The 24,395-nt window shown below is 62.3% G+C and carries 19 protein-coding genes; 10 read left to right on the forward strand and 9 right to left on the reverse strand.

All coding sequences use genetic code 11. From position 1 onward, the window contains the following. Positions 1–309, reverse strand: a 309-nt coding sequence (locus SOM18_RS19240; protein WP_320482251.1) for a MucR family transcriptional regulator, incomplete at its 3' end; no start/stop codon positions are given. Between the two features lie 611 nt (positions 310–920). Between SOM18_RS19240 and SOM18_RS19245 the strand changes: the two genes are divergently transcribed. Further along, positions 921–1,826, forward strand: coding sequence for a hypothetical protein (locus tag SOM18_RS19245; protein ID WP_320482252.1), 906 nt, complete (start codon positions 921–923; stop codon positions 1,824–1,826). A gap of 919 nt (positions 1,827–2,745) precedes the next feature. On the opposite strand, the gene SOM18_RS19250 is transcribed toward SOM18_RS19245, so the two are convergent. Beyond that, entirely contained in the window at positions 2,746–3,825 is a 1,080-nt protein-coding gene (locus SOM18_RS19250; RefSeq protein WP_320482253.1) for a sodium:calcium antiporter, read from the reverse strand. Between the two features lie 371 nt (positions 3,826–4,196). On the opposite strand from SOM18_RS19250, the gene SOM18_RS19255 reads away from it, so the two are divergent. From SOM18_RS19255 to SOM18_RS19265, 3 genes are all read left to right on the forward strand, one after another. After that, the gene (locus SOM18_RS19255) at positions 4,197–4,910 is read left to right on the forward strand and encodes a bacteriorhodopsin (RefSeq protein WP_320482254.1); all 714 of its coding nucleotides are present in this window, start codon (positions 4,197–4,199) and stop codon (positions 4,908–4,910) included. Then, entirely contained in the window at positions 4,907–5,749 is an 843-nt protein-coding gene (locus tag SOM18_RS19260; RefSeq protein ID WP_320482255.1) for a Brp/Blh family beta-carotene 15,15'-dioxygenase, read from the forward strand. Before SOM18_RS19255 ends, SOM18_RS19260 begins: the two co-directional genes overlap by 4 nt. A 420-nt stretch (positions 5,750–6,169) precedes the next feature. After that, a complete protein-coding gene (locus SOM18_RS19265) occupies positions 6,170–7,711 on the forward strand; it encodes a glycosyl hydrolase family 8 (protein WP_320482256.1) in 1,542 nt (513 codons plus the stop codon). Between the two features lie 151 nt (positions 7,712–7,862). Here the strand turns inward: SOM18_RS19265 and SOM18_RS19270 are convergent, their stop codons facing one another. Together SOM18_RS19270 and SOM18_RS19275 are read right to left on the reverse strand one after the other, a co-directional pair. Beyond that, the gene (locus SOM18_RS19270) at positions 7,863–8,000 is read right to left on the reverse strand and encodes a hypothetical protein (RefSeq protein ID WP_320482257.1); all 138 of its coding nucleotides are present in this window, start codon (positions 7,998–8,000) and stop codon (positions 7,863–7,865) included. A 205-nt stretch (positions 8,001–8,205) separates the two neighbouring features. Further along, the gene (locus tag SOM18_RS19275) at positions 8,206–9,075 is read right to left on the reverse strand and encodes a hypothetical protein (protein ID WP_320482258.1); all 870 of its coding nucleotides are present in this window, start codon (positions 9,073–9,075) and stop codon (positions 8,206–8,208) included. Between the two features lie 191 nt (positions 9,076–9,266). On the opposite strand from SOM18_RS19275, the gene SOM18_RS19280 reads away from it, so the two are divergent. Continuing rightward, positions 9,267–10,274, forward strand: coding sequence for a glycoside hydrolase family 43 protein (locus SOM18_RS19280; protein WP_320482259.1), 1,008 nt, complete (start codon positions 9,267–9,269; stop codon positions 10,272–10,274). Between the two features lie 42 nt (positions 10,275–10,316). On the opposite strand, the gene SOM18_RS19285 is transcribed toward SOM18_RS19280, so the two are convergent. The 3 genes from SOM18_RS19285 to SOM18_RS19295 are packed head-to-tail and all read right to left on the reverse strand — an operon-like array spanning position 10,317 to position 14,141. Then, a complete protein-coding gene (locus SOM18_RS19285) occupies positions 10,317–11,966 on the reverse strand; it encodes a carboxylesterase/lipase family protein (protein ID WP_320482260.1) in 1,650 nt (549 codons plus the stop codon). A gap of 37 nt (positions 11,967–12,003) precedes the next feature. Beyond that, entirely contained in the window at positions 12,004–13,449 is a 1,446-nt protein-coding gene (locus SOM18_RS19290; protein WP_320482261.1) for a family 43 glycosylhydrolase, read from the reverse strand. A gap of 8 nt (positions 13,450–13,457) precedes the next feature. Next, positions 13,458–14,141 (reverse strand): acetylxylan esterase, encoded by a 684-nt coding sequence (locus tag SOM18_RS19295; protein ID WP_320482269.1) that lies wholly within the window; start codon positions 14,139–14,141, stop codon positions 13,458–13,460. A gap of 485 nt (positions 14,142–14,626) precedes the next feature. Here SOM18_RS19295 and SOM18_RS19300 point away from each other — a divergent pair, with 485 nt between their 5' ends. Next, a complete protein-coding gene (locus SOM18_RS19300) occupies positions 14,627–15,565 on the forward strand; it encodes a VOC family protein (RefSeq protein WP_320482262.1) in 939 nt (312 codons plus the stop codon). Positions 15,566–15,942: 377 nt separating this feature from the next. Further along, positions 15,943–16,305, forward strand: a complete 363-nt coding sequence (locus SOM18_RS19305) for a hypothetical protein (protein WP_320482263.1) — start codon at positions 15,943–15,945, stop codon at positions 16,303–16,305. Between the two features lie 229 nt (positions 16,306–16,534). Here the strand turns inward: SOM18_RS19305 and SOM18_RS19310 are convergent, their stop codons facing one another. Both SOM18_RS19310 and SOM18_RS19315 read right to left on the reverse strand, forming a co-directional pair. Further along, positions 16,535–17,542 carry a cupin-like domain-containing protein gene (locus SOM18_RS19310; RefSeq protein ID WP_320482264.1) on the reverse strand — a complete coding sequence of 336 codons (1,008 nt, stop codon included), beginning with the start codon at positions 17,540–17,542 and terminating at the stop codon, positions 16,535–16,537. Continuing rightward, positions 17,539–18,207 carry a SapC family protein gene (locus tag SOM18_RS19315; protein ID WP_320482265.1) on the reverse strand — a complete coding sequence of 223 codons (669 nt, stop codon included), beginning with the start codon at positions 18,205–18,207 and terminating at the stop codon, positions 17,539–17,541. Before SOM18_RS19315 ends, SOM18_RS19310 begins: the two co-directional genes overlap by 4 nt. A 255-nt stretch (positions 18,208–18,462) precedes the next feature. Here SOM18_RS19315 and SOM18_RS19320 point away from each other — a divergent pair, with 255 nt between their 5' ends. The 3 genes from SOM18_RS19320 to SOM18_RS19330 all read left to right on the forward strand — a co-directional run bounded on the left by SOM18_RS19320 (position 18,463) and on the right by SOM18_RS19330 (position 24,395). Continuing rightward, entirely contained in the window at positions 18,463–21,534 is a 3,072-nt protein-coding gene (locus SOM18_RS19320) for a TonB-dependent receptor (protein WP_320482266.1), read from the forward strand. Positions 21,535–21,609: 75 nt separating this feature from the next. After that, positions 21,610–23,151 carry a tryptophan halogenase family protein gene (locus tag SOM18_RS19325; RefSeq protein ID WP_320482267.1) on the forward strand — a complete coding sequence of 514 codons (1,542 nt, stop codon included), beginning with the start codon at positions 21,610–21,612 and terminating at the stop codon, positions 23,149–23,151. Between the two features lie 284 nt (positions 23,152–23,435). After that, positions 23,436–24,395, forward strand: coding sequence for an IS481 family transposase (locus tag SOM18_RS19330; RefSeq protein WP_320482268.1), 960 nt, complete (start codon positions 23,436–23,438; stop codon positions 24,393–24,395).

Raw genomic sequence — 24,395 nt, forward strand, 5'->3', positions numbered from 1 at the left:
CGTTAGTCCGTGCGTCGTGAGGTGTCGGCGAAGTGTCTTGTATGGCTTGCCATCGATCATGCTGACGATGAAGTCCGGGTTGGCCAGCGACTTACGGGCCGACACTGCCGGGGTATATTGCTCGGTATCAGCAACAGGGGCGTTCGCCTCGTTGGCACCGCCGATCAAAGATTGAACGCTGGAATGCATCTGGGCGAGAAACGCTGGAACGTCATCTGCTGATGTTCGCGTGTTTGGGTTCGACAACCATGCAATCGTCAGCTCGGTTGCAAGCTCGACGGCGTCTAGCTGAATAGTTTCGTCAGACATCATTCACTCCACGTGTGTCGCCGTCATTTGGGGTCGCCTTTTTACAAAAACAACCGCGGCTGCATGCGACTGAGGCAATCAACCAAATCTCCGCATGAATAAGTAGCGATGCAAGCGGTGCAAATATGTAAGTGATTGTGCCATTTTGGCTGTGAGGGGAGCAGGGTAAGAACGACACATTATTGAAGACATTTGCGCCCAATATACGCGCCTTCGTGCGAGCATGAGCCAAATGATCTTCAAGGTTGGCGTGGCGCAGTCCGGCAATCTTTGGCTCTGCTGCTACTGCCGATGATACTTATGGTCAGGCCATGGACGGCAGCGAAATGGCCGGAATTGGTGGGCTGCAGACCGTCCGCTTTCGACGCGGCACCCGCACCTCCAGGGATAGCCCGAGCGCGATCAGCCTTGGGCGAGGTGGCTTTCACAACCAACGATGGTCCGCACATGATGACTTGTAGACAGCCCCTGAACTAGGCCAGCTTGCCGCACCACGTATCAAGCGCGAAGGCCTAATAATGTTCAGGCGTATGATTGCCCTATCTCTGCTGGCACTGGCTGTACCGTCAATTGCGGCAAATCGTATTATGAATGAGCCATCGAACTCTGAGATGACGGCCATCTTCAACGCAGAGCAGAAAGCGCGACAAGTATCCGATATAGACTGGGCAACGGTTGGTCCACAGGACAAGCTGGCGCCCTTAGCGAGAACGTTCAAAGCCAAGCTGCGCCCCGTACAATGCAGCCCGATTACTGGAGCGGACACGCTCGTCAATCGCACCGATCTCCGCTGGATTGTGGTGGGAGAAATACACGGGACCAAAGAGACGCCAGTAATTTTTGGTGATCTAGCATGCCTAGCTTCGACATCCCGACCGGTGATCGTCGCAGTCGAACAAGTGACCACCGAGCAGCCCGCGATAGATGATTTCATTGGCTCCGATGGCGGTGCAGCGGCGATATCGCATTTCTTGAGGAGCAGAATATGGACCCAGCCGATGAAGGATGGCCGGTCAAGTGAAGCGTACTTCCATCTTTTCCAGAGGCTGCGCGAATTGCGAGCGGCAGGGCGGATTATAAGCGTCGTTGCTTTCCAACCGTTGTACAATCCCGGTCCCGGCGGATTTAACGCAGGTGATTACGAGAATGCACTCGCCTCATCGCTGGTTAACAGGGTAAAACAAGACGCGCGGGTGCTTGTCTTGGTCGGGAACGTTCACGCGATGCGAACGGCTCCTACGTGGGCCAAGCCAGCTTACCTGCCAATGGCCGGCTACCTTCCAGCTCAAACCACCATCAATCTCGATGCGAGGTGGGTTGGTGGATCCTATTGGGCTTGTACTTCGGACACTAGTTGCGGTGCGCAAACTGCGCCCTCATCAGGGACACGGCCGGCTCGAAGTATTACCATGGACGTGATCGGTGGACCTTATGCAGGGGCTCTTAACCTCGGCGTCGAAGTGACTGCTTCACCTCCGCAGACCCAGTCTCCACGGGAACAGGATCCTCCGCAGTAACGAGCTTACGGCGACACCCTTTAGCTGCCATTACGCAGCCTCTGCAGTAGATACGGGCTAGTTCAGCCGACATGCTTTGAGCGGCGTACCATCCGTCAATGTCTGCAACTGGGCGAAAGCAGACTGGCCGCTTCGAATTAATGCCGATCAGCAGGGCGAGCGTCGCGACCTGGTAGGAAGCCGGCTTTTAAAATTTTGAAGGCGTTCTCACGCTGATTAGGCCCGCGCATATGCCAAACCACGGCACAAGGCCGACCCAAATATGACTTACATCTGTAAATTCGGAAATATACTTAATTATAGAGAAAGCAATAATGAGACTGACAGGTGATATCCACCAGATGCGCGATACCATTGGTATCGCAATAGCCGAAATCAATAGAGGGTAAAAGGTCCACCTCATGAGCCGGACTCTTTCCGCGCTATTTGGAGGCGTCCAGCAATCCCCTAACTCGAATATCACAGCAGCCAACAACGCGAGAGCTATAAGCGCGAAGGAAGCTCCTACTTTCAAGCATCCCCATGCAGCCGATTGCTCAGATGGTGATGCCATTTGTCGTGCCTTCATGATTCTGCATCTTTGCGTAGCACGCCGAAGGTTGAATGCTCGTGAAGGGAATGTCCGGTTATGGGCGGGAGCGGACATAAGATCGTCGCATAAGTGCTAAGTTTCGCGACAGCTGCGCCCGTGCCGACGGCTTACCAAAATGCGATCATCGGGCTGTCGCAAATGTCCGTTCGGAAAAGAAGCGGATACGATCCACATTTGCGACAGCGAGCAGTGATATCCTGAGGACCCGCTTGCGGACGTTCGGCGGGCAAAACCGTCTCCCCAACTTCGCACACCTGTTGATGTTCAACACGGCAAGTTTTCAAGGCCGGCTTCCAACAGAGAAAGTCGGGTTTTGAAGTAAGCGGCTCAGCTGCCGTGACCGCTAGATATTGCGAACAGGCCGCCCACGCCGAGAGCATAAAGGGTAAGCACCGCGAAGGAATCGATGCCCATGCGCCAAACTCGACGTTTGGGTCGGAAAATCAGGCCTGCGGCGTAAACGCAAGTTAGCAACACTCCAAGGCCCGCAAGGTAGATGTCGCTTGCCTGAGCATCAGGCAGCACCGCCTTGCCTGAGACGACGACGGCTAGGAGGAAGAGCACTGGCAGAAAGGCGTTTCCGCCGAAGATGTCGCTAACGGCCAGCTGATAGTCCTTCATGCGCACTGATGTGATGCCGGTCGAAAGCTCGGGCAGCGACGTGGCGGCCGCAAGCACCGTTGCCCCGAAGAGGACCCCGCTGAGGCCGATGTGTTCGGCAATGGCGTCGCCGCTTCGCTCCAGGAGTACGCCGGCTGCCAAGGTTGCAAGCGCCGCGGCGCCAAAGACCAATGCGACGTGAATCGTACTCTCGCCGCGCTGTCCGGAGGCGTCATCTTTCTTTGCCTGCGAGTGGCCCTTGGGTTCCTTTTGCCCGTCGGGAGCCGTGCCGCTCGTATCTTGCCAAGGCAGCCCCTTGCTGGCTTTGCTGGAAAGCCACACGCCGATGACCCACAAAACGCCGATCAACACCGCCCCGGGAGTCAGACGGGCCGCAATCAGCGTGCCCGGCAGCTGCGTCGCCATGATCGACACGATCAAGACCACCACGACCAGCACCGCCTCCACGACCAGCGTGAGGCTGGCGGCGCGGTAGGTCAGAGGGACCTGCCCCTTCATGGCGATGTCCATCGCCACGAGCACGACCGTCTGGATGGCGATGCCGCCCAAGATATTGCCGACCGCCACCCCCAGATTGCCTGCCAGCGCCGCACTGACGGTGATCGCGACCTCGGGCAGGTTGGTGGCTATTGCGAGTACGATGATACCGCCGAGCGCCTTGCCCAGGTGAAGTCGCGAAGACAGAATGTCCGTCGTATCAGCTAGCTTCACGCCCGCTACCCAGATTACACCTGCGCAGGCGGCAAAGATGGCGAGCAAAACCGGCAGGCCGAGTCCGTTGAACATGCGGAACTTTCAGTTTGTTGGTGAGCGATAGGCGGTCCATCTTAGCGATCCAGGCGACCGCGCGTTCCACAATCAGCCAAGCTTCAGTATCGTGATACCAAAGCCGCGCAATCCAGTTCGCCGGGGCTGCAGAGGACAACGGCTAGTCGATACGATGCTCATGAAGGCATCCGGTACCGGTGATTACTTACGCAGCGTCGCGCAGGGTAGTCCGCCGGCTTAATTCACTGACGAAGTGTCCGTTCGTCTCCTATCGACCGCGCTTCGTGACAAGCCGATGAACTTTGCTCCGGCGTGGACACAAAACGATACAATCCATGTTATGCGATTTGGGTCGGCATCGGGTCGCCCCCTTGTGCTGGGGATCCCGCATGGATCAGACTGCCTTCCTACTTGGGTTCACAATCATGTCGCTGGGTTCGCTGGCGATCTATGCGACGGGGAAGAAAAGTCACCCGTCCGGCCACCATACGCTGCTGCATGCCAGCGTGCCGTTCATTGCAGCTACGGCGTATCTGGCAATGGCCTTCGGCATCGGTACGCTGTTCAAGCTCGACGGCTCGGTCACCTATCTCGCAAGATACCTCGATTGGTCGGTAACAACGCCGATCCTGCTATCGAGCCTCGTTCTTCTGGCCTTCCATGAGCATGGTAGAACCGGCGAGGTTGGCGGCCACCTCACCGCCATCATCGTCCTTGACGTGCTAATGATAGCGACGGGACTGGTGTCGTCGCTAACCGGCCCATCGTTCGCAAAATGGGTCTGGTATGCGTGGTCATGCGTCGCCTTTCTCGGCGTTCTGTACCTCTTGTGGGGGCCGCTACGCATGCTGGCGAAAAGACGGGGCATGGCCTTGGGCACGGCATACAATAAGAACGTCGCCTTCCTGACAGTTATCTGGTTCCTCTATCCAATCGTCTTCCTGATCGGTCCTGAAGGAATGAAGATCATCACGGATCCGACATCAGTCTGGGCAATTCTGATCATGGATGTCGTCGCCAAGGTTGTTTACGCCTTCTATGCGGCAAGCAATCTGGACAAGGCGCTGGAGCAGCATAGCACCGAACGCGGTCATCAGTCATGATCGCCCGCGCTCCAGCCTGGGGCTGGAGCCTGCTTCTAGGGGCGGCAGCCGCCGCCTCCATTAGCGCGTTGACCGTACAATTAGCTTTTGCGGTTGTGGCGATAGGTTTCATCGGCATGGCACATGGCGCCAGCGACTTGGCAATCGTCGAGCCGCGGCAACGCCCTTTGTTCGTCGCCCTATACGTCTTTGTTGGTGCAGTTTGCCTCTGTTGGTGGGTCATTGATCCAGCGGTCGCACTTCCGGCTTTTCTCGTCGCGTCGGCAGTTCATTTCGGCGTGGAAGATGCACCAGCGGATCGGCCGTTGGAGAGGGTGGCGAGAGGAACGAGCCTTGTCGCCACCCCCGCCACTCTCCATGCCACGAACCTGACCGATATTCTTCGTCTTGGGGGCACCTCGACAAACGTGCTGCCCGCAATGGTGGCGACAATGGCGTTGATCGGCGCAATAGCCGCAGCGTATTTGGTCGTAAAAGCATGTCAGCGCAAAGACCTGCGCCTCCTGGTCGGGACGGTGGCCCTTGTCATTCTGCCGCCACTCGTGGGGTTTTCGGTGGGCTTTCTCGTTCTGCATCCCGCACCCCAAACGTTCGAACGTCGTACGCAGATCGGTTGTGCAACGATGGGCAGCTACCTCCGAGCAACTGCTCCGATACTGGTCGCCGCGATACTGCTCGCTACCATAACAGGCGTTCTCTTGTTACACTCTGACCCTTCCGGCGTTCGCCCCCTATTCGCGGGCATTGCGGCTCTCGCTGTACCGCATCTAATCGTGACGCCATTATTCGGGCATATGCAGTGGCGCCCGTTTCAACGAGCAGTCCGCTCCGACGCTTAGACCGACTGCCGGGTGGCTTCCTTCAACGAATGGCCTGTTGGCGTTACGACCCAGGTGCAGACATTCAGGCGCCCTTTCCCGCCTCCCAAGTTTGGACGTTCATTCATCTCCGCGATAAAGCCGTTATGCCGTCGGACTCTTCCTCGAAATGTCGCTAATTGATTGTAACGCCTGGATTCTCGGAGGAGGGGCTGTGACCACCATTGTAGAAAATCGACAGTTTGGCGTGGTCAGTTTCTGTTGGCGGGCGACGGCCGAATAAGCAGCCGCGCACGGTTGGTACTGAATGGAACCAGGTCCGGCGCAGAAACGACGGGCTGCCACCTAGGCCCGTTTCGCTAAACGCCTTTCGCTTCACGCCCGGCCGTGGCACAAACCCGTCCATATCGGCCAAAGACGCCATCGTGACAGGGGACGGATGTGGCAGGATCAATCAGGCTATTTTGCATCGCAGCCGGTACGCTGCTGGCCGCCGGCTCCGCCGTCGCGCAGCCGGAGCAACCGCAAGTAACACAGCCCGCGATCGCAACCAACGGGCGGGGCGAGCGGGTTCACGCCAATGCCCCTCTCGGCGCGATCAAGCGATTTCCGGGCAACGGGAACGGTGCCTTTGCCACCGGGCGCTATCGCAACCTGTTCGCGGAACAACTCGGCAAGACCCCTCAGGAGACACGCGCCAAAATCGAACAGGCGTTCCAGCGCTTCTTCCACGGCGACGGGCAGGAAGAGACCGTCTATTTCGAGACTGGAGCGAACGCCAACGGGACGCTTGCCTACATCACCGACTGGGCCAACAACGATGCGCGATCGGAGGGCATGAGCTACGGCATGATGATCGCCGTCCAGCTTGGCAAGAAACGTGAATTCGACGCGCTCTGGAACTGGTCCAAGACCTATATGCAGGTGACGGACCCGCAAAACCCGTCCTACGGATATTTCGCCTGGTCAATGAGCACCAACGGGTCGCCGCGATCGGTCGGTGCCGCGCCCGACGGCGAAGAATATTATGTGATGGCGCTCTATTTCGCCGCGAACCGGTGGGGGAACGGCACCGGCATCTACGACTACAAGGCAGAAGCGGACAAGATCCTATCGGGCATGCGTCACCGTGCGATCATGACCGGCACGGGGCCGTTCCGCATCCACCCGGACGGGCCGCCGTTTGTTCCGCCGAGCACGCCGTGGCCGAGCCCCAACAACCGAACCGCCGCCGCTGAGGCCGCGGAGAAGGGTGAGCTGTGGCCGCCTAACCGATCCGGCCCGGTGCGGCCGAACTGGCCAGTAACGGTCGGGCCGATGGTCGAGGAAAGCCACGCGATGATCCGGTTCGTCCCGGAAACGAGCAACAACACCACCGACGCATCCTATCACCTGCCGCATTTCTATGAACTCTGGTCACGGTGGGGGCCGGAGGCGGACCGCGCTTTCTGGGGCAAGGCGGCGGACGTCAGCCGGGATCTGATCGTCAAAGTCGTGGGGGCGACGACGGCGCTGTCGCCGGAACGCAGTAATTTCGACGGATCGCGCCTGATCGGTCGCGACGGCACGCCCGTCGAATTCGGCTACGACAGCTGGCGCACAGTCAGCAACTGGTCAATCGACTGGGCTTGGTTCGGCAAGGACGCCCGCCAGCGGACCCTGAGTGATCGCAACCAGGCCTTCCTGTTCGGGCAGGGGATTGGCTCGTTCGCCGATCGCTACACGCTCGACGGCAAGCCGCTGTCCGACCGGCACTCGTCCGGCATGGTCGCCGCGACGGCGGTCGGCGGGTTTGCCGCGACACCCGGCCCGGTATCCAAGGCGTTCCTGCAAACGGTTTGGGACATGCCCTTGCCGACCGGGGAGCAGCGCTATTTCGACGGGATGCTGTACCTGATGAGCATGATGCACCTGAGCGGCGAGTTCCGGATCATCGCGCCGAACACCGTGCCACGACCGACGGCCATGCAATCGACGCCTTGAGGCACGCCACTTGAGGACGTGGTCTCTGCGGAGCGGACCGGACCACCGCGGATCGCGGTGCCGTGCCCACCTCGGCTTGCCATCCTGGACGGCCAGAGTGCCGCCGACACGCCAACCGCCCATAAAATGGCGAGCAACACCGCCCCGGGGGTCAGGCTGTTCCAGCGGGGGAGACTGGGAACGCCTGCGTCGAGGCGCTGCGATAGGCGTTCGGGAAATCGATCGCGATGATCTTGCCATCGAGGATCGGACGGATGACGGCACGGAGCACGCCGTGCGCGATCAACACTTTGACCTGTAGTGCGCGACCCTGGTCTGCCGTCGTTGCTCCCAACCGCCGCGCGAACGCCGTGCCGGCGGTTTCGGCTTCATCATGGCCTGTCTGGTCGCAGGTTCCGGGCAGGCCAGGCGCCGCACCGCTCTCGAAGATGGCCTTCCGGAACGTGCCACGGGCGTTTGGTGACGCCACCGCCGCAGCGCCACGATCCGGGTCGTCAGTTCAGGCGCTTGCGCTCCAGCGTCAGTCGCGTGTCGTGGCAGTATCGGCAATCCTGCCCGACGAAGGCGGCCTTGGCGTTTGGGCGGCCCTTGAGCTGCCAGTCCAGCCAGGCTGTCACGACCTTCGCGCCGATGCCGCCATGCGGTTGCATGTACGTTCCGCCATGGCCGACCGGGATGTTGATCATCGCGGCCGGCACGTGACCGATGCAACGGAAGTCATCCGCGCCGTTCGCGGCCGCAATGTCGCTCGGGCCGCCCAGGACGTACAGCACTGGCGTGTGAAGCTTGGCTAGTAACGCCTTGTCCGAGGTAACGCCACTGATCGGGCTTGCACCATCCTTGAAGAAGCCGCTGTTCATGATCACCGCAGTCCTGACCCGCGGGTCTTGCGCCGTCGACAGGGCCTGCAGGCCGCCGCAGCTCCAGCCGGACACCGCGACCTTGTCCACCGCGATATGGCCGCGCAGCGGGCTGCCGGCGCGCCCGTTCTCGCGCTGTGCCCAGTCGATCGCATCGGACAGGAGGCCGGTGGACGTTTCGACGGTCAGCCTGGCCCCGGGCGTGGGTGCCGCCTGCGGCGTCGAAGGCGTGCGCGGAATGCGCCCCGACGCGATCACCAGATACCCCTGCGAAGCGATCTCGAGCAGATGGTTGCGCGAACTGGTACCATCGGCGCTGCACCCGCCATTTCCCCAGACATAGATGCCAAGCTTCTCACGCCCCAACGCCGCCAGTCTAGCAGGCCGGTAGACGACATGGTCGGGCAGGTCCGGTCGCTCTTCATAGGTAGCGGGATAGGCCCCCGTCCCCTGTTTAGTTGCCTTACCATGAGCCGGCGCGATCGCTACGAGCATAGCGGTCATGGCGTAGGTTGCAGCTTTCGTCCGATCCATCGTCGAAACAATCCTGTTCGAGCTTAACACGGCACAAGCTGCCCTGTCGGGCAGGGATTTGCTACCGTGAACATCCGGTCCCGCCCGGTCGCGTGCATGGATTGATTGACGGGAGCGCCCCTCCGACTATCCCAGACGGCGGAGAGGCATGGGGAGCAGCAATGGCATATAGATCTGGCAGGGTGTCACTGGCGCTGATCACGGCGTTGCTGGCAGGTCCCTCTGGCGCGGCGGACCAGCCCCGCGGCGCACCCGGCTCCAACCCCATCGTCCGCGACATGTTCACCGCCGACCCCGCGCCGCTGGTCGTCGGCAACCGGCTGTACCTCTACGTCGACCATGACGAGGCCAAGGACGGCGAGATGTTCACCATGCGAGAGTGGCTCGTCTATTCGACGACCGACATGAAGACGTGGACATCCTATCCGGCGATCCTGAAGGTCAGCGACCTAAAATGGGCCAAGAAGGACGCATGGGCACCGCAGGCGATCGGGAAGAACGACAAGTTCTACCTTTACGTGCCCGTCGAGCATGACGACACGCATCCCGGCAAGGCGATCGGGGTCGCGGTGTCGGACAAGCCGACCGGACCCTTCGTCGACGCGCGCGGATCCGCGCTCATCACCAACGACATGACCCCGAAGGGCAGACATAGCTGGGACGATATCGATCCCACCGTGCTCACCGACGCCGACGGCACGAGCTGGATCGCGTGGGGCAACGGCAACTGCTACCTCGCGAGGCTCAAGCCGAACATGGTGGAACTGGACGGCCCCATATTGGACATCACGCCGCCCTCCTTCGTCGAGGCCCCATGGCTGCACAGGCGCAGCGACCTATACTATCTGACCTATGCGTCGATGGATCGGGCGAAGCAGCAGAAGGACGAACGGGTCTCCTACGCCACCGCGCCTGCGATCACCGGCCCGTGGACGTTTCACGGCGAACTGACCGGGCCGGCGAAGAACAGCTTCACGATCCATCCGGGCATCGCGGAGTTCAAAGGCCGTTCGTACCTGTTCCTCCACAACGCAGCTCTGACGATCGGCAACCAGAAGGGCGCGCTGGGGCGCCGAGCCGTCAACGTCGAGCATCTCCGCTATAACCCGGACGGCACGATGAGGCCCGTCGTCCAGACCACGGCAGGCGTATCCATTCCGCCCCGGTGACGCGGCGTCGACAGCCAGAGCAGTGACGTAAAACTGCTCGGTTTAGCTCAGCAGGATCCTCCTGGACCGACTCTCGGGATCGTCAACCATCCGGCATCGGTCGTCAAAGACCATGGTCTGGCATCGCACCGGGTCGCTCGGCGTCCAGGTCAGCCCCGGCTGGCTCGGATTGCCGGTGCGAGCGAACGTCGCCCACGCCCCGGCCATGGTCCGCGCCAGTATGCGTGCTTCCGGCGTATCGCCCGTGCCCTGTTCGCAACGTGCGGTGTTGTCGAAGCAGAAGGCAAGGTCCGCGGTATGCCAGGCGCCGGCCACCCCATCGAGCTGGGGCGACTGCCACTGGAACAGATACTGGTACACCGGCGCGCCTCCCTTGGCATGCTTGAGGCGCACCATGTCCTGAACGCGGTTGCGATAGGCGATGCTTTGGACTCCATAGGACAGCGTCCGGACCGCTTTTTCGGGATGCGCCGCCCTCATGGATGCGATCAACGCCCCGGCCTTGCTGGCTCCGAGTTGCTCCGTAAGGTCCGTGCGCCACTCGGCTTCAGTGGGGTTGGAGCCCCACCGCATGCCTTCCTCGCTGGTATTGCCGATCAGGATCGGCACATCGCGCGACACGTCCGGAGCGACATCGGCGAAGGATCGGACGTCGATCACCTTGCCGTCCAGCGTTGGCCCCCAGCCCACCCGCGGCGTCGACGGCGGCCCGCCCAACCCGCGTTTCATGGGCCCGTTGATCTCCGTGGCGACAGTGTTGCTGGCGGCAAACAGGTCGGCCCATTCCATCTGCTGCAGCGCGGCTATGTTGTCGCGGCCGATGCCGAGATGCTTGATCAGCCGCCGTGAATATTCGCGCGACTGTTCCGCTGTCGGTAGTGCCCCGCCCCCGCCGGACTGGGCGGCAGCCCTGTGAATCATGCCCTTGCCCGACGGCATGCCGAGCAGGGTGGTGACCTTCGAACCACCGCCGGATTGCCCATAGATCATGACCTTGTCCGGATTTCCGCCGAACGCCGCGATATTCTCCTGCACCCAGCGCAACGCCGCTATGCAGTCGGTCATGCTGACATTCACCGCCTCTTCGTAAGCGGCCCCGCCCACCTCGACCAGGTCGAGGAACCCCAGCACGTTCAGGCGGTGGTTGATCGAAACCTGCACCACGTCGTGGTGCCGCGCCATCTGCGCACCGTCATGCGAAGCTAGCTCATAGGATGAGCCGAACGCAAAGCCGCCGCCATGGAAGTACACCATCACGGGGCGGTTGCCGCTCAACGATGGTGTCCAGACGTTCAGCTTGAGCATGTCCTCGCCCTGGAACCCGTCGTCCCACTGCTGCAGGAACGTGTGCTCGATCGCCCGGAAGCTATGCGGCGTCTGAGGGCTGTTCGCACCGTAGACGAGAGCGTTGTACGGCTCGGTCCAGACCTGCGGCGGCTTTGCAGGCAACCAGCGATTCTCCCCGCCGGTATCCTCCCCATAGGGTATGCCCTTGAAGGTGAAGACGTCCCTGGCAACGTAGCCGCGGACGGGCCCGAACCGGGTTCTGGCGATGGCGCTGTGCGGGGTGGTGGTGCCGCCCCCCGCCCTGGCGCCGGTGCTCTGGCCGCGGGCCGGCGCCTGCGTCAGGCCGACACCGGCCACCAGAGAGGCGATCAGCGCACGCCGACGATCCACCAGCAGTCCGGTCATGTCTTGCTCTCCTGTCATCGTTTCTTGGAGCAGGCGCTTACGGCCGCTTGAACGTCCAGCGTCCAGCGTCGCTTTTGGGATCGAATTTTGCGAGTGCCGGCGTACTCCGGCCAAGCGCGACGAGGGTGAGGGGCTCCTTCGCGCCTGCCGAGGCTTTGGGCATGATGCGGTAGGTGCCATCGGTTAGCTGGTCGATCCGCCAGAGCTGTTCTGGCGAAGTTGTGAAGGCTGGCACTGCCTGCACCGTGCCCTCCGGTCCGACCGCCAGCGCGCGTTCTGTGCCGGCTATCACGATCTTATAGAACGGCGTTCCAAACGCGCCACCCCCGTCCGGCACGGGCGAGATCGTCCACTGTTGGTGAGCTCGTATCATGTAGTCGCCGAGATCCACCTCCGAGACGCCGGCCGGCCAGGTAACCTGATTCTCGGCAAGGCTCTGGTTCGGAATAGGCACGGCGGGATCGCTCGGCTTCGCCCTGAAACTGCGCCGCGGGTCGAAGGGAATCCGTACGAAGTCCACTGCCAACTGCAGCGCGCCGCCACTGCGTTCCGACTGGATCTCGTAGGTGCCCGGCGCGACGTCGTCACCGCCAACCGGCCAACCGTCCGTCCACAGTAATGGTTGGATGCCAAGGACGCTGCGGCCGCTGCGGTCGAGATCTGCTTCATAGTGCATCGAGTATTTCTCGACCCCGTCACCGAGGTCGATGAGCCCAAAATGCCCGGGACCATATTGGCGTCCACGCCCGGCTACGACCAGCTTGCCGCCGCCCTTCAGCAGCGGTACCCCCATATTGTCGACGAAGGGCCCGGTAATGTTTCGCGAACGGCCCACGCGAATATTGTAGGACGAGTTCGGACCGTCGCAGCAGGTCCCGTGCGTGCCGAGCAGATAGTACCAGCCATCGCGGTGGAGCAGCGCGGTCGCCTCCATGTCGATCGCGACATCGACGGGCTGATTGCCCGCCAGCCGGCCACCGGTACGGGGATCCAGTTCGACCAGTCGGATCGCCCCGAAATATGTGCCATAGCTCAGCCAGAGCCGCCCTTCCGCGTATAGGAACGCAGGATCGATGGCATCGGCAATCTCTATGCCGTTCGTGGAGGCAACGATACCGACGTCGTGGTAGCCGAAGTCGCGAGATTTCGGATCGAGCGAGCGGGTCCACATGACCTTGACGTTGCTTGCGTGCCCGCCGTTCATGCCGCCGCCACCGACCGCATAGGTGACGTAGTACCGCTCTCCGATCTTGATAACGTCCGGTGCGACACCGCCCCCCGGTCGTTCACCACCGGAATGCCACACCCAGCCGTCATTCGACACGAGCCCACCCCCACGAGTGCCGAAGGTCCACCATTTGCCGTCAGATTGGACAATAGTCGACGGGTCGTGAATGAAGGGCTCGCCCGCGAGTTGAGCGGGCGCGGGGCCAGCCAGCGTAAGCAACAGGCCAAGCACGGAGAAGGCAGCGGCGGATTTCACGGCGTTCCTCACGTCACATCGATCGTAATGTCTCGAATCGGGCGACCGCTTGCGTCGAGCACGCGTAGGCAGAAGTCGCTGACCCCCGGCCCGTTGATGACGGCACCACGTATGACATTGCGGCCCTTGCGTAGCGTGACCGGCCTGGAAAGCACGTCGTCCATGACCATTCGGCGGTCGCCGAACAGGCCTGCGGTTTCTTGCCCGTTGAGCCACCAGACGGACGCCGAGTTCGAGCCGATCGCGAGGCGGACGTCGCGCATTTCACGGGGGCTGTTCACGACCGTGACCGCCCAGAAAATGACGCCGTAGGTCGGGTTGCCCAGCCCCTGCGCCAGCTTGAACAGCTTCACGTCGAACAGGTTGCTGTCGAGCGCGTGCCAGCGAGGCGCGTCTTCCCCCTTTGCCAACTCGCCATCGCGGGGCACCTTGCCGAACTCGCCCGGATAAGTGCGCGGCGAAAGGGCCTCTCGCACATAGCTGGACGTGAAGCCGGAATTCGTGCGGTTTGGCTTGGCGATCGGATCAAGCAGCAGCCAGCGACGCAGGAAACCATCAGAATCCGGCATACCGGGGCCAGCAGTTGTCGGACTAAAAAGCGGCGCGAGACCGGTCGGCGGCGGCAGCGCCTCCTCGACCATGCCTGCCGTCTGCGCTTGCGCGACGACCGGCGTCAGAGCTCCAAGCAACATTGCGGTCACCAATCTTCGTGTCCGTGATGCCGGATTGGCTCTGCGCCAGAGCAAGCCTACACGAAAGTCTTGCATCTGCTGACCGGGTCTAGGCATTGGCTGCTCTCCTACCGACTAATGACCCGTCGTTGCGGTCCTTGTTATCGGTATCACGAGAACTAGATGCTATCCGCCCTCGCCGTCAACGGTTAGATGGTCAGGGTTTCACTTGGCGGCCAACGATCGGTCCTCAGATAGAACAGGGAGTTCGTCTTTCCCTCGAAACAGCGGCCGTGAATGCGCCCGCTCAGTATCCGATCGGATACGAGTTCAGTCTGTCCGGGCAGGGCTTGCAATTGTCAGACGAATGCAAGCTTATGCTGATTGAGATACACGAAGATCGTGACGAACCGGCGAGTGACCGACGAGATCCGGCATCGAACAGCATCGGAGCGACACGCATCGATCCGAGGCGATATGGGTAAAGGGTCGGAATGACGTCACAGATGAAGAGGCATATCGTAGGCTGCTGCGGCATAATTCTGACAGCGTTTGCTCCGGCTGAATCCGGCCCGGCCAAGGGGCCGGCGCGACCGCCGCTTGCCAGCGTCTCGCACATCGCAATCTACGCGAATGACCCGGCCAAGAGCGAGCGATTCTATGTCGGCGATCTCGGCGCGGTGAAGCTGCCTGACCTCGAACAACCGTCGGGCGCGCGCTACTACTTCGCGCCCACGCAATTCGTCGAGGTGCTTCCGCTGCCGCCGGGTGAGCCTTCGATCAACCGACTGGCACATATCGCCTTCAGTACGCCGGACGCGGAGACTATGCGTCGATACCTGGAAGCTCAGGGTATCAAGGTACCCCGCAGGTCGATTGCCGGAGCGGACGGCAGCCGCTGGTTCACCGTAACCGACCCCGAAGGTCTTATCGTTCAGTTCATGCAGCCGCCGGCGAACCCGCCCGCCGTGCCGGTGAATCTGCTGTCGAATCACATCATGCACGTCGGCTTCATCGTCCATAACCGGCCGAACAAGGATCGCTTCTACAAGGAAGTTCTCGGCCTCCGCCCCTATTGGGAGGGCGGAATGCGCGACGATCATCCGACCTGGATCTCGTTGCAGCTACCCGACGGCCGCGATTGGATCGAGTATATGGTGGTCGGCACGCCCGACAGCAAAGGCATTCCCACCGACATGTCCGCTGCGAATCTGGGCGTGCTGAACCACTTCGCGCTCGGCGTTGCGGACGTGCGCACCGCGTACACATTGCTGTGGAACGGCAACCGCCTTCAGGGACAGGAACAGACTCCTAAGATCGGGCGCGACGCCAAATGGCAACTCAATCTGCTCGATCCCGATGGCACGCGCGCAGAGGTGATGGAGCTTCATGCCATCGGGAAGCCATGCTGCTCGCCCTTCCGCGCGCCGGATCCCGAACGCTGAGCGAGAGAGACGCGATGGTTTGACCTTGTTGGCGGACGGTCATGGCCGCCGTCGTTGCGGCCGCCGGTCCGCTTTCGGCACAGACGCCGCCCGACGTACCGGGAAGTTCGGCGAGAAACAGCCCGCCCGGTGCGCCCATCGCGCCGGACTGAGCCTATCCTCAGTCGACGGCGCATGATCAAGTTGGCCCCCCGCCCGGGTTTCGCCGCGACAGTCGGATTCTGAACGCCCCCACCGGAATCTTCGATGGCCAAGCCGATGTCGGCGGGGCGCTGGCTCCGGGCCAAGGGTCTTTCACAGGCGATACCTTTACGATCCGATCGTCTGGCTATAACGTCTGGTTTACACGCGACGAGTTCCAGTTTCTGTTCAAGCAAATGTCGGGTGATGTCTCGCTCGCCGCATACATCGGCTATCCTACCGATGGCTTTGCCGACCACACGGCGCTTATGGTCATCCGTCAATCGCTCGACAACGACGCGAAGGAGGCGTTGGTCGCACTCCACGGCGACGGCATGATCCACCTTGGCCAGCGCCCCGGCAAGGGGCAGCGGATCAGCGACACGGAATACCGGATCGGAAGCCGGGGCGGCCTGCCCGGCGGAAGTTCGCCCGACAGCCTCGTAACGCTGAACGTAAAGCGCATCGACATCAAGAAACGCGAAAATCAGTTCAGCCTGGGGTCAGCGAGCAAGGCGAGCCGATGCACTAGTTCGGCGCGCCCATCACCCTGGAACTGAAGGAGCCCTTCTCCGTCGGGATCGGCTTCACCTCTCACCTTCCCGACGTGGCCGAGACCCCCACGCTCTCGAAGGTCGTGCTCGAGAACAAGGCCGGACGCGTGCGCTCACTCAATTCGAACCGGGGGAAAGCGGTCCGCTTTGTTGCGGCGGCGTCTCGCTGACCATCTCGCCTATGTGGACCGCGTACCCCGCGCGACTGGTCCACCCCGGCTACACCACAAAACAATCAGATCCCGCGCAACAACCGCATGATTGTCGCGCGGATCCGCCCGTAGTTGCCGGCGCCCAGCCGCCCCAATATCCCATGGCGCTCGTCGGGAAGATGCGCCAGCGGATGGCCATCCGGGCGGAACACATAATGGCTGAACAGGGCCTGCCAGGCCACACGCTCGACGGCCGGCCGCTCCGCGATCGCGATCATTGCGAGCATCATCGCGGTATAGGGCTGGTCTGACCCGCTGCTCGATCCGTCCCACCAATAGTTGACCAGGACATTCAGGTCTCCGGTCGCTTCCACCTGGTGCCACCAGAGCTTCGGAAGATAGAGCGCGTCCCCCGGCTCGAGATTTACGATCAGCGCGGTGTCACGGATCGCTTCGAATCGCGGATAGCGCGGATCGCCGGGTGCACTTCCCACCGCCAGCGCCACCGGCTGCCCGGCCATCGTATGGTCGATGGGCCCAACGTAGAGGCTTCCGATCGCATCCGGCGGATACAGCGTGAAACGCCGTGTGCCCGCTACCACGCACGCGAGGTTGTCCGAGGTATCATAGTGGCATGCAACGGACGACCGATGCCCCAACCAGATCCGCGGCTGCACCGCCGGCAGGAACGGCAGACGGTTCTCCGCCGCGAAGTCCGGCAAATAGCCCTCGGTCGGCAGCGATCCAGCATACATCGTCGGCGCGTCCTGCACGCCGGCGGTCGCGACGATCCGGTTGAGCGCCTCCCCGAACTGCATCGTCCGCCGCTCGAAGTTGAACCCGCTCAGGTCATCGGTGTAGGTATAGCGCCCGGCGATCGCCGGCGCGCCGACGAAGACTTCCGCCGACCGGCCCGCATCGAGCCCCGCCAGATAGTGCGGCAGCTCCCCGCGCCGTGCCGCGGAGACCACCGGCCAGTCACGCACGGCACCACGCAACACCACGGGACGGCAGGCGCTGACCACCTCCGCCTGGAACCGTTCGGGGGTGGCAAGCACGTCCACGGCGACATCGGCTACCCGCCCCGTCATGCGCCTGCGAGCCGGTCGTTCCGCAACCGCGCCATCCGCGGGATCTGCCGCACGGACTGGATCTGCGTATGGCATGCCGCCAGGTCGCCCTCACGGAACATCGCCAGCACCACGGCGTCCGGCAGGTCGGCCAGCGCATCGGCGCTGACGGTGTAGAGGTCTTCCAGACGGAACCGTGTTCCGTCGTCGAACCGCAAATCGATGTCGATCGGCTCCAGCAGCGACCGCTCAAGCAACCGGGCGATGAAGCCATCCGTCGTCGGCAGTCCCACGTGCAACCGCCCCAGCGCCCGCTGCACGCGTTGTAACGCCTCGCTTAGCTCTCCCTCGGTTTCGAACAACGCGGAGCCACCCCGTTCGACGAAAACCGGGTGCGCCCGGTCGATGACGATGCGGTCCTGTTCCACGAAGAACCCCTCGCGTTCCAGATCCGCCGGACGATAGCCCCGCAGCCGTCCGCTCTCGTCGAGGTCCGCGTCGTCGCCCGCCTGCAACCGCAGCAGCGCGCCGGCATAGAAGCGGCCGGTGTCCGGACGCTTGGCGAACAGGATCGGGTAATCGACGGCCGCCGCGCCGAACTCGCCGACCACGATCTGGACGAAGAGCCGCTCCGCATCGCCCGACGGCTGAATACCGAGTGCTCCGTGTTGCTCGAACCCGAGCACCTCCCATGCCGCCACGCCGTGATCCTCATCCTGCGGGCACCCGCCCTCTCCGTTCCGACCGTAGTCGTTGAGAGCGTTACCGCCAAGCGACGGTTAGGTGGCGCACTGTATTACACAGACAAATAGCTTGCATCCCGGTTTAGCGCTACCTAAGCCACGGCCAGCAGGTCCGGTTGCCGGTCTCCGTTTCATCGGGGCCCGTACACGAGACAGAACGCGGCCGGTTGAACGGCCCAATTTCGATGGGAGTGGGGCATGAAGATCATCATTGGCCAATACGGTTCGCGCTTGAACAAAGTTCGTCGTTCGCCGCTGATCGGCGCCTCGTCACTGCTCGCGATCGCGCTTGCGACGCCTGCCTACGCACAGGCACAGGCACAGGCACAGACCCCCGTCGCCGCACAGCCCGCCGCCCCCGCGGCCGGAACCATAACGACCGGAACCGCCCAGCCGGCCGGCGTCCAGCCCGCCGTCCCCTCCCCCGGCACGCAGGTTACCGCCGAACAGGCTGGACAGCCGCAGGATCCTGCGGCCGCCCCCGTCCCTGCGAACGGTCAATCAATCGCGACTTTGGCACCCGCGGCCGACGAAGGCCAGGAAATCGTCGTCACCGGTTTGCGCGGCTCGCTCCAGCGCAACCTCGATATCAAGCGAACGTCGCAGGGCGTCGTCGACGTCATCTCGGCCGAAGACATCGGCAAGTTCCCCGACTCGAACGTCGCGGCCTCGCTCCAGCGCCTCCCCGGCGTGTCGATCCAGCGCGATGGTGCGCGCGGCGACGCGACCGGCATCACGGTCCGCGGCTTCGGCGGCGATTTCAATACCACGCTGTTCGACGGCCGCCGCGTTGCGACCGCGACCGGCGGGCGCCAGATCGATTTCAGCGCGCTGAGCGCGGACTTCATTGGTCAGCTGAGCGTGCTCAAGACGCCGGACGTATCGCTGGCGTCCAGCTCGATCGGTGCGACTGTTGACGTCGCCTTCCCTAAGCCGTTCGATCATAGCGGTTTGCGGCTCGCGACCACCGTTTCGGGCTCGCTCCAGGACCGCGCCGGTCGGGTGGTCCCGACGGCCGGCCTGCTGATCAGCAACACGTTCGCGGACGACACGCTCGGCATCCTCGCCGATGTCGTCTACACCCGACGTGATACCGATACCAATCGGGTGTTCGTGTCCGGCTGGCCGGGCGGCAACTATGCACCGTGCCAGCTCACCGCGGCCTGCACCCCCGATCAGCTCTCGACCGCGAACAAGACGATCCCCGGCTGGTTTCCGCAGCAATATGGCGCGGAACAGCAGCAGGTGAAGGATGAGCGCATCGACGGCCGCATTGCGCTGCAGTGGCATCCGTCCGAGAACGTGATGGTGACGCTCGACGACAATTACTCGCGTCAGAAGATCACGACTGACCTGTACGGCTTTGGCGTCTGGTTCAACCAGAGCGACCTGCGCAATCTGACGCTCGACGGCAACAGCACCCCGACCAGCTTCACGCAGGTCGGCACGCCGACCGATTTTCAGTCCTCGCTGAACAAGCGGATTCTGGAAACTAACCAGACCGGCCTGAACGTGAAGTTCGACGCGACCGATAACCTCTCGTTCGACGTGGACGGGTCCTATGCCAAGAGCTGGCTGAACCCCGGCAATGTGGTCGGCGCGCTCAGCTCCGATGTCGGCTATTCCGGCCTGCTGTCCAACACGACCGGCCTGTCCATCAACGGGAACAGCGACAAGGCATTCCCGGTACTGACCAACTTCGGTCCGGCCGGGGACGAGGCTGGGTTTACCGATCCGACGAAGATCGGCTCGCACGTCGCCGTTCGCCAGACGCAGAATAATACTGACGAGCTCAAGCAGTTCCGTGCATCCGGTACTTGGAAGCAGGATGGCCTGACGCTCAAGTTCGGTGGTCAATATTATGACGACACATTCAAACTTTCGAACAAGAGCACTTTCACCAACAATTTCTGGCAGGCTTATGCTGGATATGGTGGCCCGTCGGGCGGCACGACCGGCATTTCGCCGCTGCCCGCCAATCTGCTGCAGGGCAGGCTGAGCCTCAACAACTTCATTCCAGGGTTCAACGGCACGTTGCCGCCGCAGGTGCTGAAGGTCGATCCGGTCGCCTATCAGGCGTTTCTGTCCGGTCTCGGCAATCCGCAGGCGACGAACATCCCCGGCTTCAACTATGCGGCCGTTCCCGGGTTTACCGGCTCCTTCGACGAAGCGGTTGATCCGGGCAGTGTGCTGCGCGTGAACGAGAAGACTTGGTCGCTGTTCATGCGTGCCAACTTCGATGTCGATCTGGCGGGCATGCCGTTCCACTTCAACGCCGGCATTCGGAACGAGACCACCAATCTCGTCGCCACGGGTCAGGGCCGCGTGCCGATTTCAATCGTCACCAGCGCCGCGGATCCGACGTTGCTGACCCTCTCGTTCGGCGACACGCAGGCCGTTACGCAGAAGAGCAACTACTCCTATCTGCTTCCCACGGTCGACATGCGGCTTGAGGTCACCGACAAGCTGCAGGCCCGGTTCAGCGCGTCGCGCACGCTCACCCGCCCGAACCTCGGCCTGCTCAACCCCGTCACCAGCGCCGGTGTCGGTCAGCGCGTCAACGCGCTGTCCGCGACTGGCGGCAACCCGAACCTGCAGCCCTATCTGGCCGACAATTTCGACCTTGCGGGCGAATGGTACTACAAGCGCAACTCCTATCTCTCGGTCGATTTTTTCCTAAAGAACGTCAGCAACTTCATCGTCGGCGGCGTGACGCGTCAGACGATCAACGGCGTGATCGATCCGACAACGGGCCAGCCCGCGCAGTTCGCCGTGTCGCAGCAGATCAACGGCCCGGCCGCAACGGTCCGCGGTGTCGAGGTCGCGCTGCAGCACGTGTTCGGCGACACGGGCTTCGGGTTCCAGGCGAACGCCACGTTAGTCGATACCAACAAGCCGTATGACAGCTCGAACATCGCCCAGACCGGCTTTGCCGTGACGGGTCTGGCGAACTCGGCGAACTTCGTTGGTTTCTACGACAAAAAGGGGTTCCAGTTCCGGACCGCACTCAACTGGCGTGACGAATATCTCGCCGGTTTCGGGCAGAACCAGAACACCGGGTCGTTCGGGTCTGAGCCAACATTCGTCAACTCCAGCTTTCAGGTCGATTTGAGCTCGAGCTGGGACGTTACCTCCAAGTTCAGCGTGTTCGGGGAAATCCTGAACATCAACAACAACCAGCAGAGCACGCACGGCCGGTTCAAGAACCAGCTGCTCGACGTGTTCGATTACGGCCGCCGCTTTACGCTCGGCGCGCGTTTCCGCTACTGATCGACTGCCAACGGGGTTGCCGAGAGTTTCGGCAACCCCCGATATCGGGTCCCAGTCTGTGAACGATGAACTGACGTGAGAGAGATCAAGCACATCGTCATCGTCGGCGGCGGCACTGCCGGCTGGCTGACTGCGGGCGTCATCGCCGCAAAGCATCAGGCACGTCGCGCGCACGGCTTTACGGTGACGCTGGTCGAATCACCCAACATCCCGATCATCGGCGTCGGCGAAGGCACGTGGCCCACGTTGCGCAACACGCTGCGCCGCATGGGCATCTCCGAAACCGAACTGTTCCGGCAATGCGACGCCTCGTTCAAGCAGGGCGCGCGCTTTAACCGCTGGACCACCGGCGCGCCGGACGACGGCTATTACCACCCGCTCATGCTGCCGCAGAATTTTGGGCAGGTGAACCTCGCGCCGCACTGGCTCGAAACCCCGGACGCCACCAGCTTCTGCGACGCGGTCACGCCGCAGGGCCGGGTCTGCGATGCGGGCCTGGGGCCGAAGACGATCGCCACGCCGGAATATGAGGCGGTCGCGAACTACGCCTATCATCTCGATGCCGGCAAATTCTCAGGCTTCCTGCAACGCCATTGCTGCGACGTGCTCGGCGTCCGCCACGTCCTGGCCGACGTGACCGAGGCGGTCGTCACCGAAACCGGCGACATCGCCATGGTCCGCACCGAACAGGCGGGCGACATCGCCGGCGACCTGTTCGCCGACTGCACCGGCTTTGCCGCACTCCTCATCGGCCGTACGCTGGGCGTCCCGTTCAAGAGCTGCGCCGACACGCTGTTCTGCGACACAGCGCTCGCCATCCAGATCCCCTACCCGGACGACGAAACCCCGATCGCCAGCCACACCATCTCCACCGCGCAATCGGCGGGCTGGACGTGGGACATCGGCCTGCCCACCCGCCGCGGCGTCGGCCATGTGTTCTCCAGCAGCCACATCAGCGTGGACGAGGCGGAACGCGAACTGCGCGCCTATATCGGCGACGCCGCCGCCGACCTGCCGGTCCGCAAGCTGTCGATCAAGGCCGGTCACCGCGAGATTTTCTGGAAGAACAACACGGTCGCCGTCGGGCTGGCCGCGGGCTTCCTCGAGCCACTCGAGGCCTCCGCGATCGTGCTGATCGAACTGTCCGCCAAGTTGATCGCCGACCAGCTGCCCGCCTGCCGCGAGGTGATGGACGTCGTCGCCCGCCGCTTTAACGAGACGACGCTCTACCGCTGGGGCCGGATTATCGATTTCCTGAAACTCCACTATGCGCTCACTCAGCGGACCGACACCGACTTCTGGCGGGACAACGTGCGCCCGGAGTCGATCCCGGACCGGTTGCAGGGCCTGGTGGAACTGTGGCGCTACCATGCGCCCTGGATGCTCGACGAATTCGATCGCGCGGAGGAGGTCTTCCCGGCCGCCAGTTACCAGTATGTGCTCTACGGCATGGGTCATCGAACCCAGGTCCCGTCCGGCACCGCAGATGCGGACGTTCACGCTGCGAACCGTGCGATCCGCGAGAACCGGGCACAGACCGAACGGCTGATGAGCGGACTGCCGCGGCACCGCGATCTCATCCGCAAGATCAAGGAATACGGGTTGCCGACGATCTAACGTTGAAGTGCCTCTGGAAACGGTGCCAGTCTGTAGCGCCAGCGGGCCGGTTCGCGCTCCAGCCGAATCATCGCGCCGAGCGGTACTCTGCCACGCCGGCCCACTTTGCTGCGGCACTGAAAGCGCCGGGCGATCCGGTATCCCCGGGGCAGTCTAAGGGGTGCTGTCAGTCTAACGCGAACCGCTTTCCACACGATGCAGTCCGGGCTTTGAGCGCATCGGCCTAGGTGTTTGATCCCACGGTTTGATGGTGCGATCCTTTCGTTGGAATGGAAGGAAGCCGTATGGGACAGGTACGTCACGGGAGCGCCACGACCACGCACGCCGTCAGAGCAGCAATACAGCGATCGCAAGCTTCGCTCTCGACGCTGAGCCGAGAGCTCGGGATCAACCCCAAGACGGTTGCCAAGTGGCGCAAGCGGGCGACGGTCGAGGATTTGAAGACCGGGCCGAAGGCCCCTCACTCCACGACCTTGACCCAAGCCGAGGAGGCAGCGGTCGTCGCATTCCGGCGTCACACATTACTGCCGCTCGACGATTGCCTCTACGCGTTGCAACCGTCGATCCCGCATCTGACACGGTCAGCGCTGCACCGCTGCCTGCAACGGCACGGCATATCCCGTCTGCCGGACATTGAGGGCGACAAGCCGAAGCGACAGCGCTTCAAGCGCTACCCGATCGGCTTCTTTCACATGGATATCGCCGAGGTTCAGACTGCCGAGGGCAAACTTTACCTGTTCGTCGGCATCGACCGCACGAGTAAGTTCGCGGTCACCCAGCTCGTCGACAAGGCTGACAGGCGAACGGCGTGGCAGTTCCTTGAACACCTGCTGAAAGCGGTGCCGTACCGGATCCATACGATCCTGACCGACAACGGCATCCAGTTTGCCGAGCAGCCGCGCAACCGTAACACCGCCTGGTCGCGTCAGATGCGCTTCGACATGATCTGCGGAGCAAACGACATCGAGCACCGGTTGACCAAGCCGAACCACCCGTGGACCAACGGTCAGGTCGAGCGGATGAACCGCACCATCAAGGAGGCAACGGTCAAACGCTTCCATTACGAGAGCCACGAGCAGTTGCAGGTGCACCTCGCAGACTTCATGGCAGCCTATAATTTTGCCCGTCGGCTCAAGACCCTCAGTGGCCTTACGCCTTACGAATACATCGCCAAAGTCTGGACGTCAGAGCCGGACAGGTTCATCGTCGATCCGATCCACCAGATGCCGGGACTAAACACCTAG

Source organism: Sphingomonas sp. CFBP9019, from assembly GCF_034045155.1.
GTDB lineage: Bacteria > Pseudomonadota > Alphaproteobacteria > Sphingomonadales > Sphingomonadaceae > Sphingomonas > Sphingomonas aerolata.

What these genes read in the sequence shown, in the direction of transcription:
- SOM18_RS19245 (WP_320482252.1), top strand. Translation starts at nt 921, where the DNA reads ATGACGGCCATCTTCAACGCAGAGCAGAAAGCGCGACAAGTATCCGAT.
- SOM18_RS19250 (WP_320482253.1), bottom strand. Translation starts at nt 3,825, where the DNA reads ATGTTCAACGGACTCGGCCTGCCGGTTTTGCTCGCCATCTTTGCCGCC.
- SOM18_RS19255 (WP_320482254.1), top strand. Translation starts at nt 4,197, where the DNA reads ATGGATCAGACTGCCTTCCTACTTGGGTTCACAATCATGTCGCTGGGT.
- SOM18_RS19260 (WP_320482255.1), top strand. Translation starts at nt 4,907, where the DNA reads ATGATCGCCCGCGCTCCAGCCTGGGGCTGGAGCCTGCTTCTAGGGGCG.
- SOM18_RS19275 (WP_320482258.1), bottom strand. Translation starts at nt 9,075, where the DNA reads ATGACCGCTATGCTCGTAGCGATCGCGCCGGCTCATGGTAAGGCAACT.
- SOM18_RS19280 (WP_320482259.1), top strand. Translation starts at nt 9,267, where the DNA reads ATGGCATATAGATCTGGCAGGGTGTCACTGGCGCTGATCACGGCGTTG.
- SOM18_RS19285 (WP_320482260.1), bottom strand. Translation starts at nt 11,966, where the DNA reads ATGACCGGACTGCTGGTGGATCGTCGGCGTGCGCTGATCGCCTCTCTG.
- SOM18_RS19295 (WP_320482269.1), bottom strand. Translation starts at nt 14,141, where the DNA reads ATGTTGCTTGGAGCTCTGACGCCGGTCGTCGCGCAAGCGCAGACGGCA.
- SOM18_RS19300 (WP_320482262.1), top strand. Translation starts at nt 14,627, where the DNA reads ATGAAGAGGCATATCGTAGGCTGCTGCGGCATAATTCTGACAGCGTTT.
- SOM18_RS19305 (WP_320482263.1), top strand. Translation starts at nt 15,943, where the DNA reads ATGTCGGGTGATGTCTCGCTCGCCGCATACATCGGCTATCCTACCGAT.
- SOM18_RS19310 (WP_320482264.1), bottom strand. Translation starts at nt 17,542, where the DNA reads ATGACGGGGCGGGTAGCCGATGTCGCCGTGGACGTGCTTGCCACCCCC.
- SOM18_RS19320 (WP_320482266.1), top strand. Translation starts at nt 18,463, where the DNA reads ATGAAGATCATCATTGGCCAATACGGTTCGCGCTTGAACAAAGTTCGT.
- SOM18_RS19330 (WP_320482268.1), top strand. Translation starts at nt 23,436, where the DNA reads ATGGGACAGGTACGTCACGGGAGCGCCACGACCACGCACGCCGTCAGA.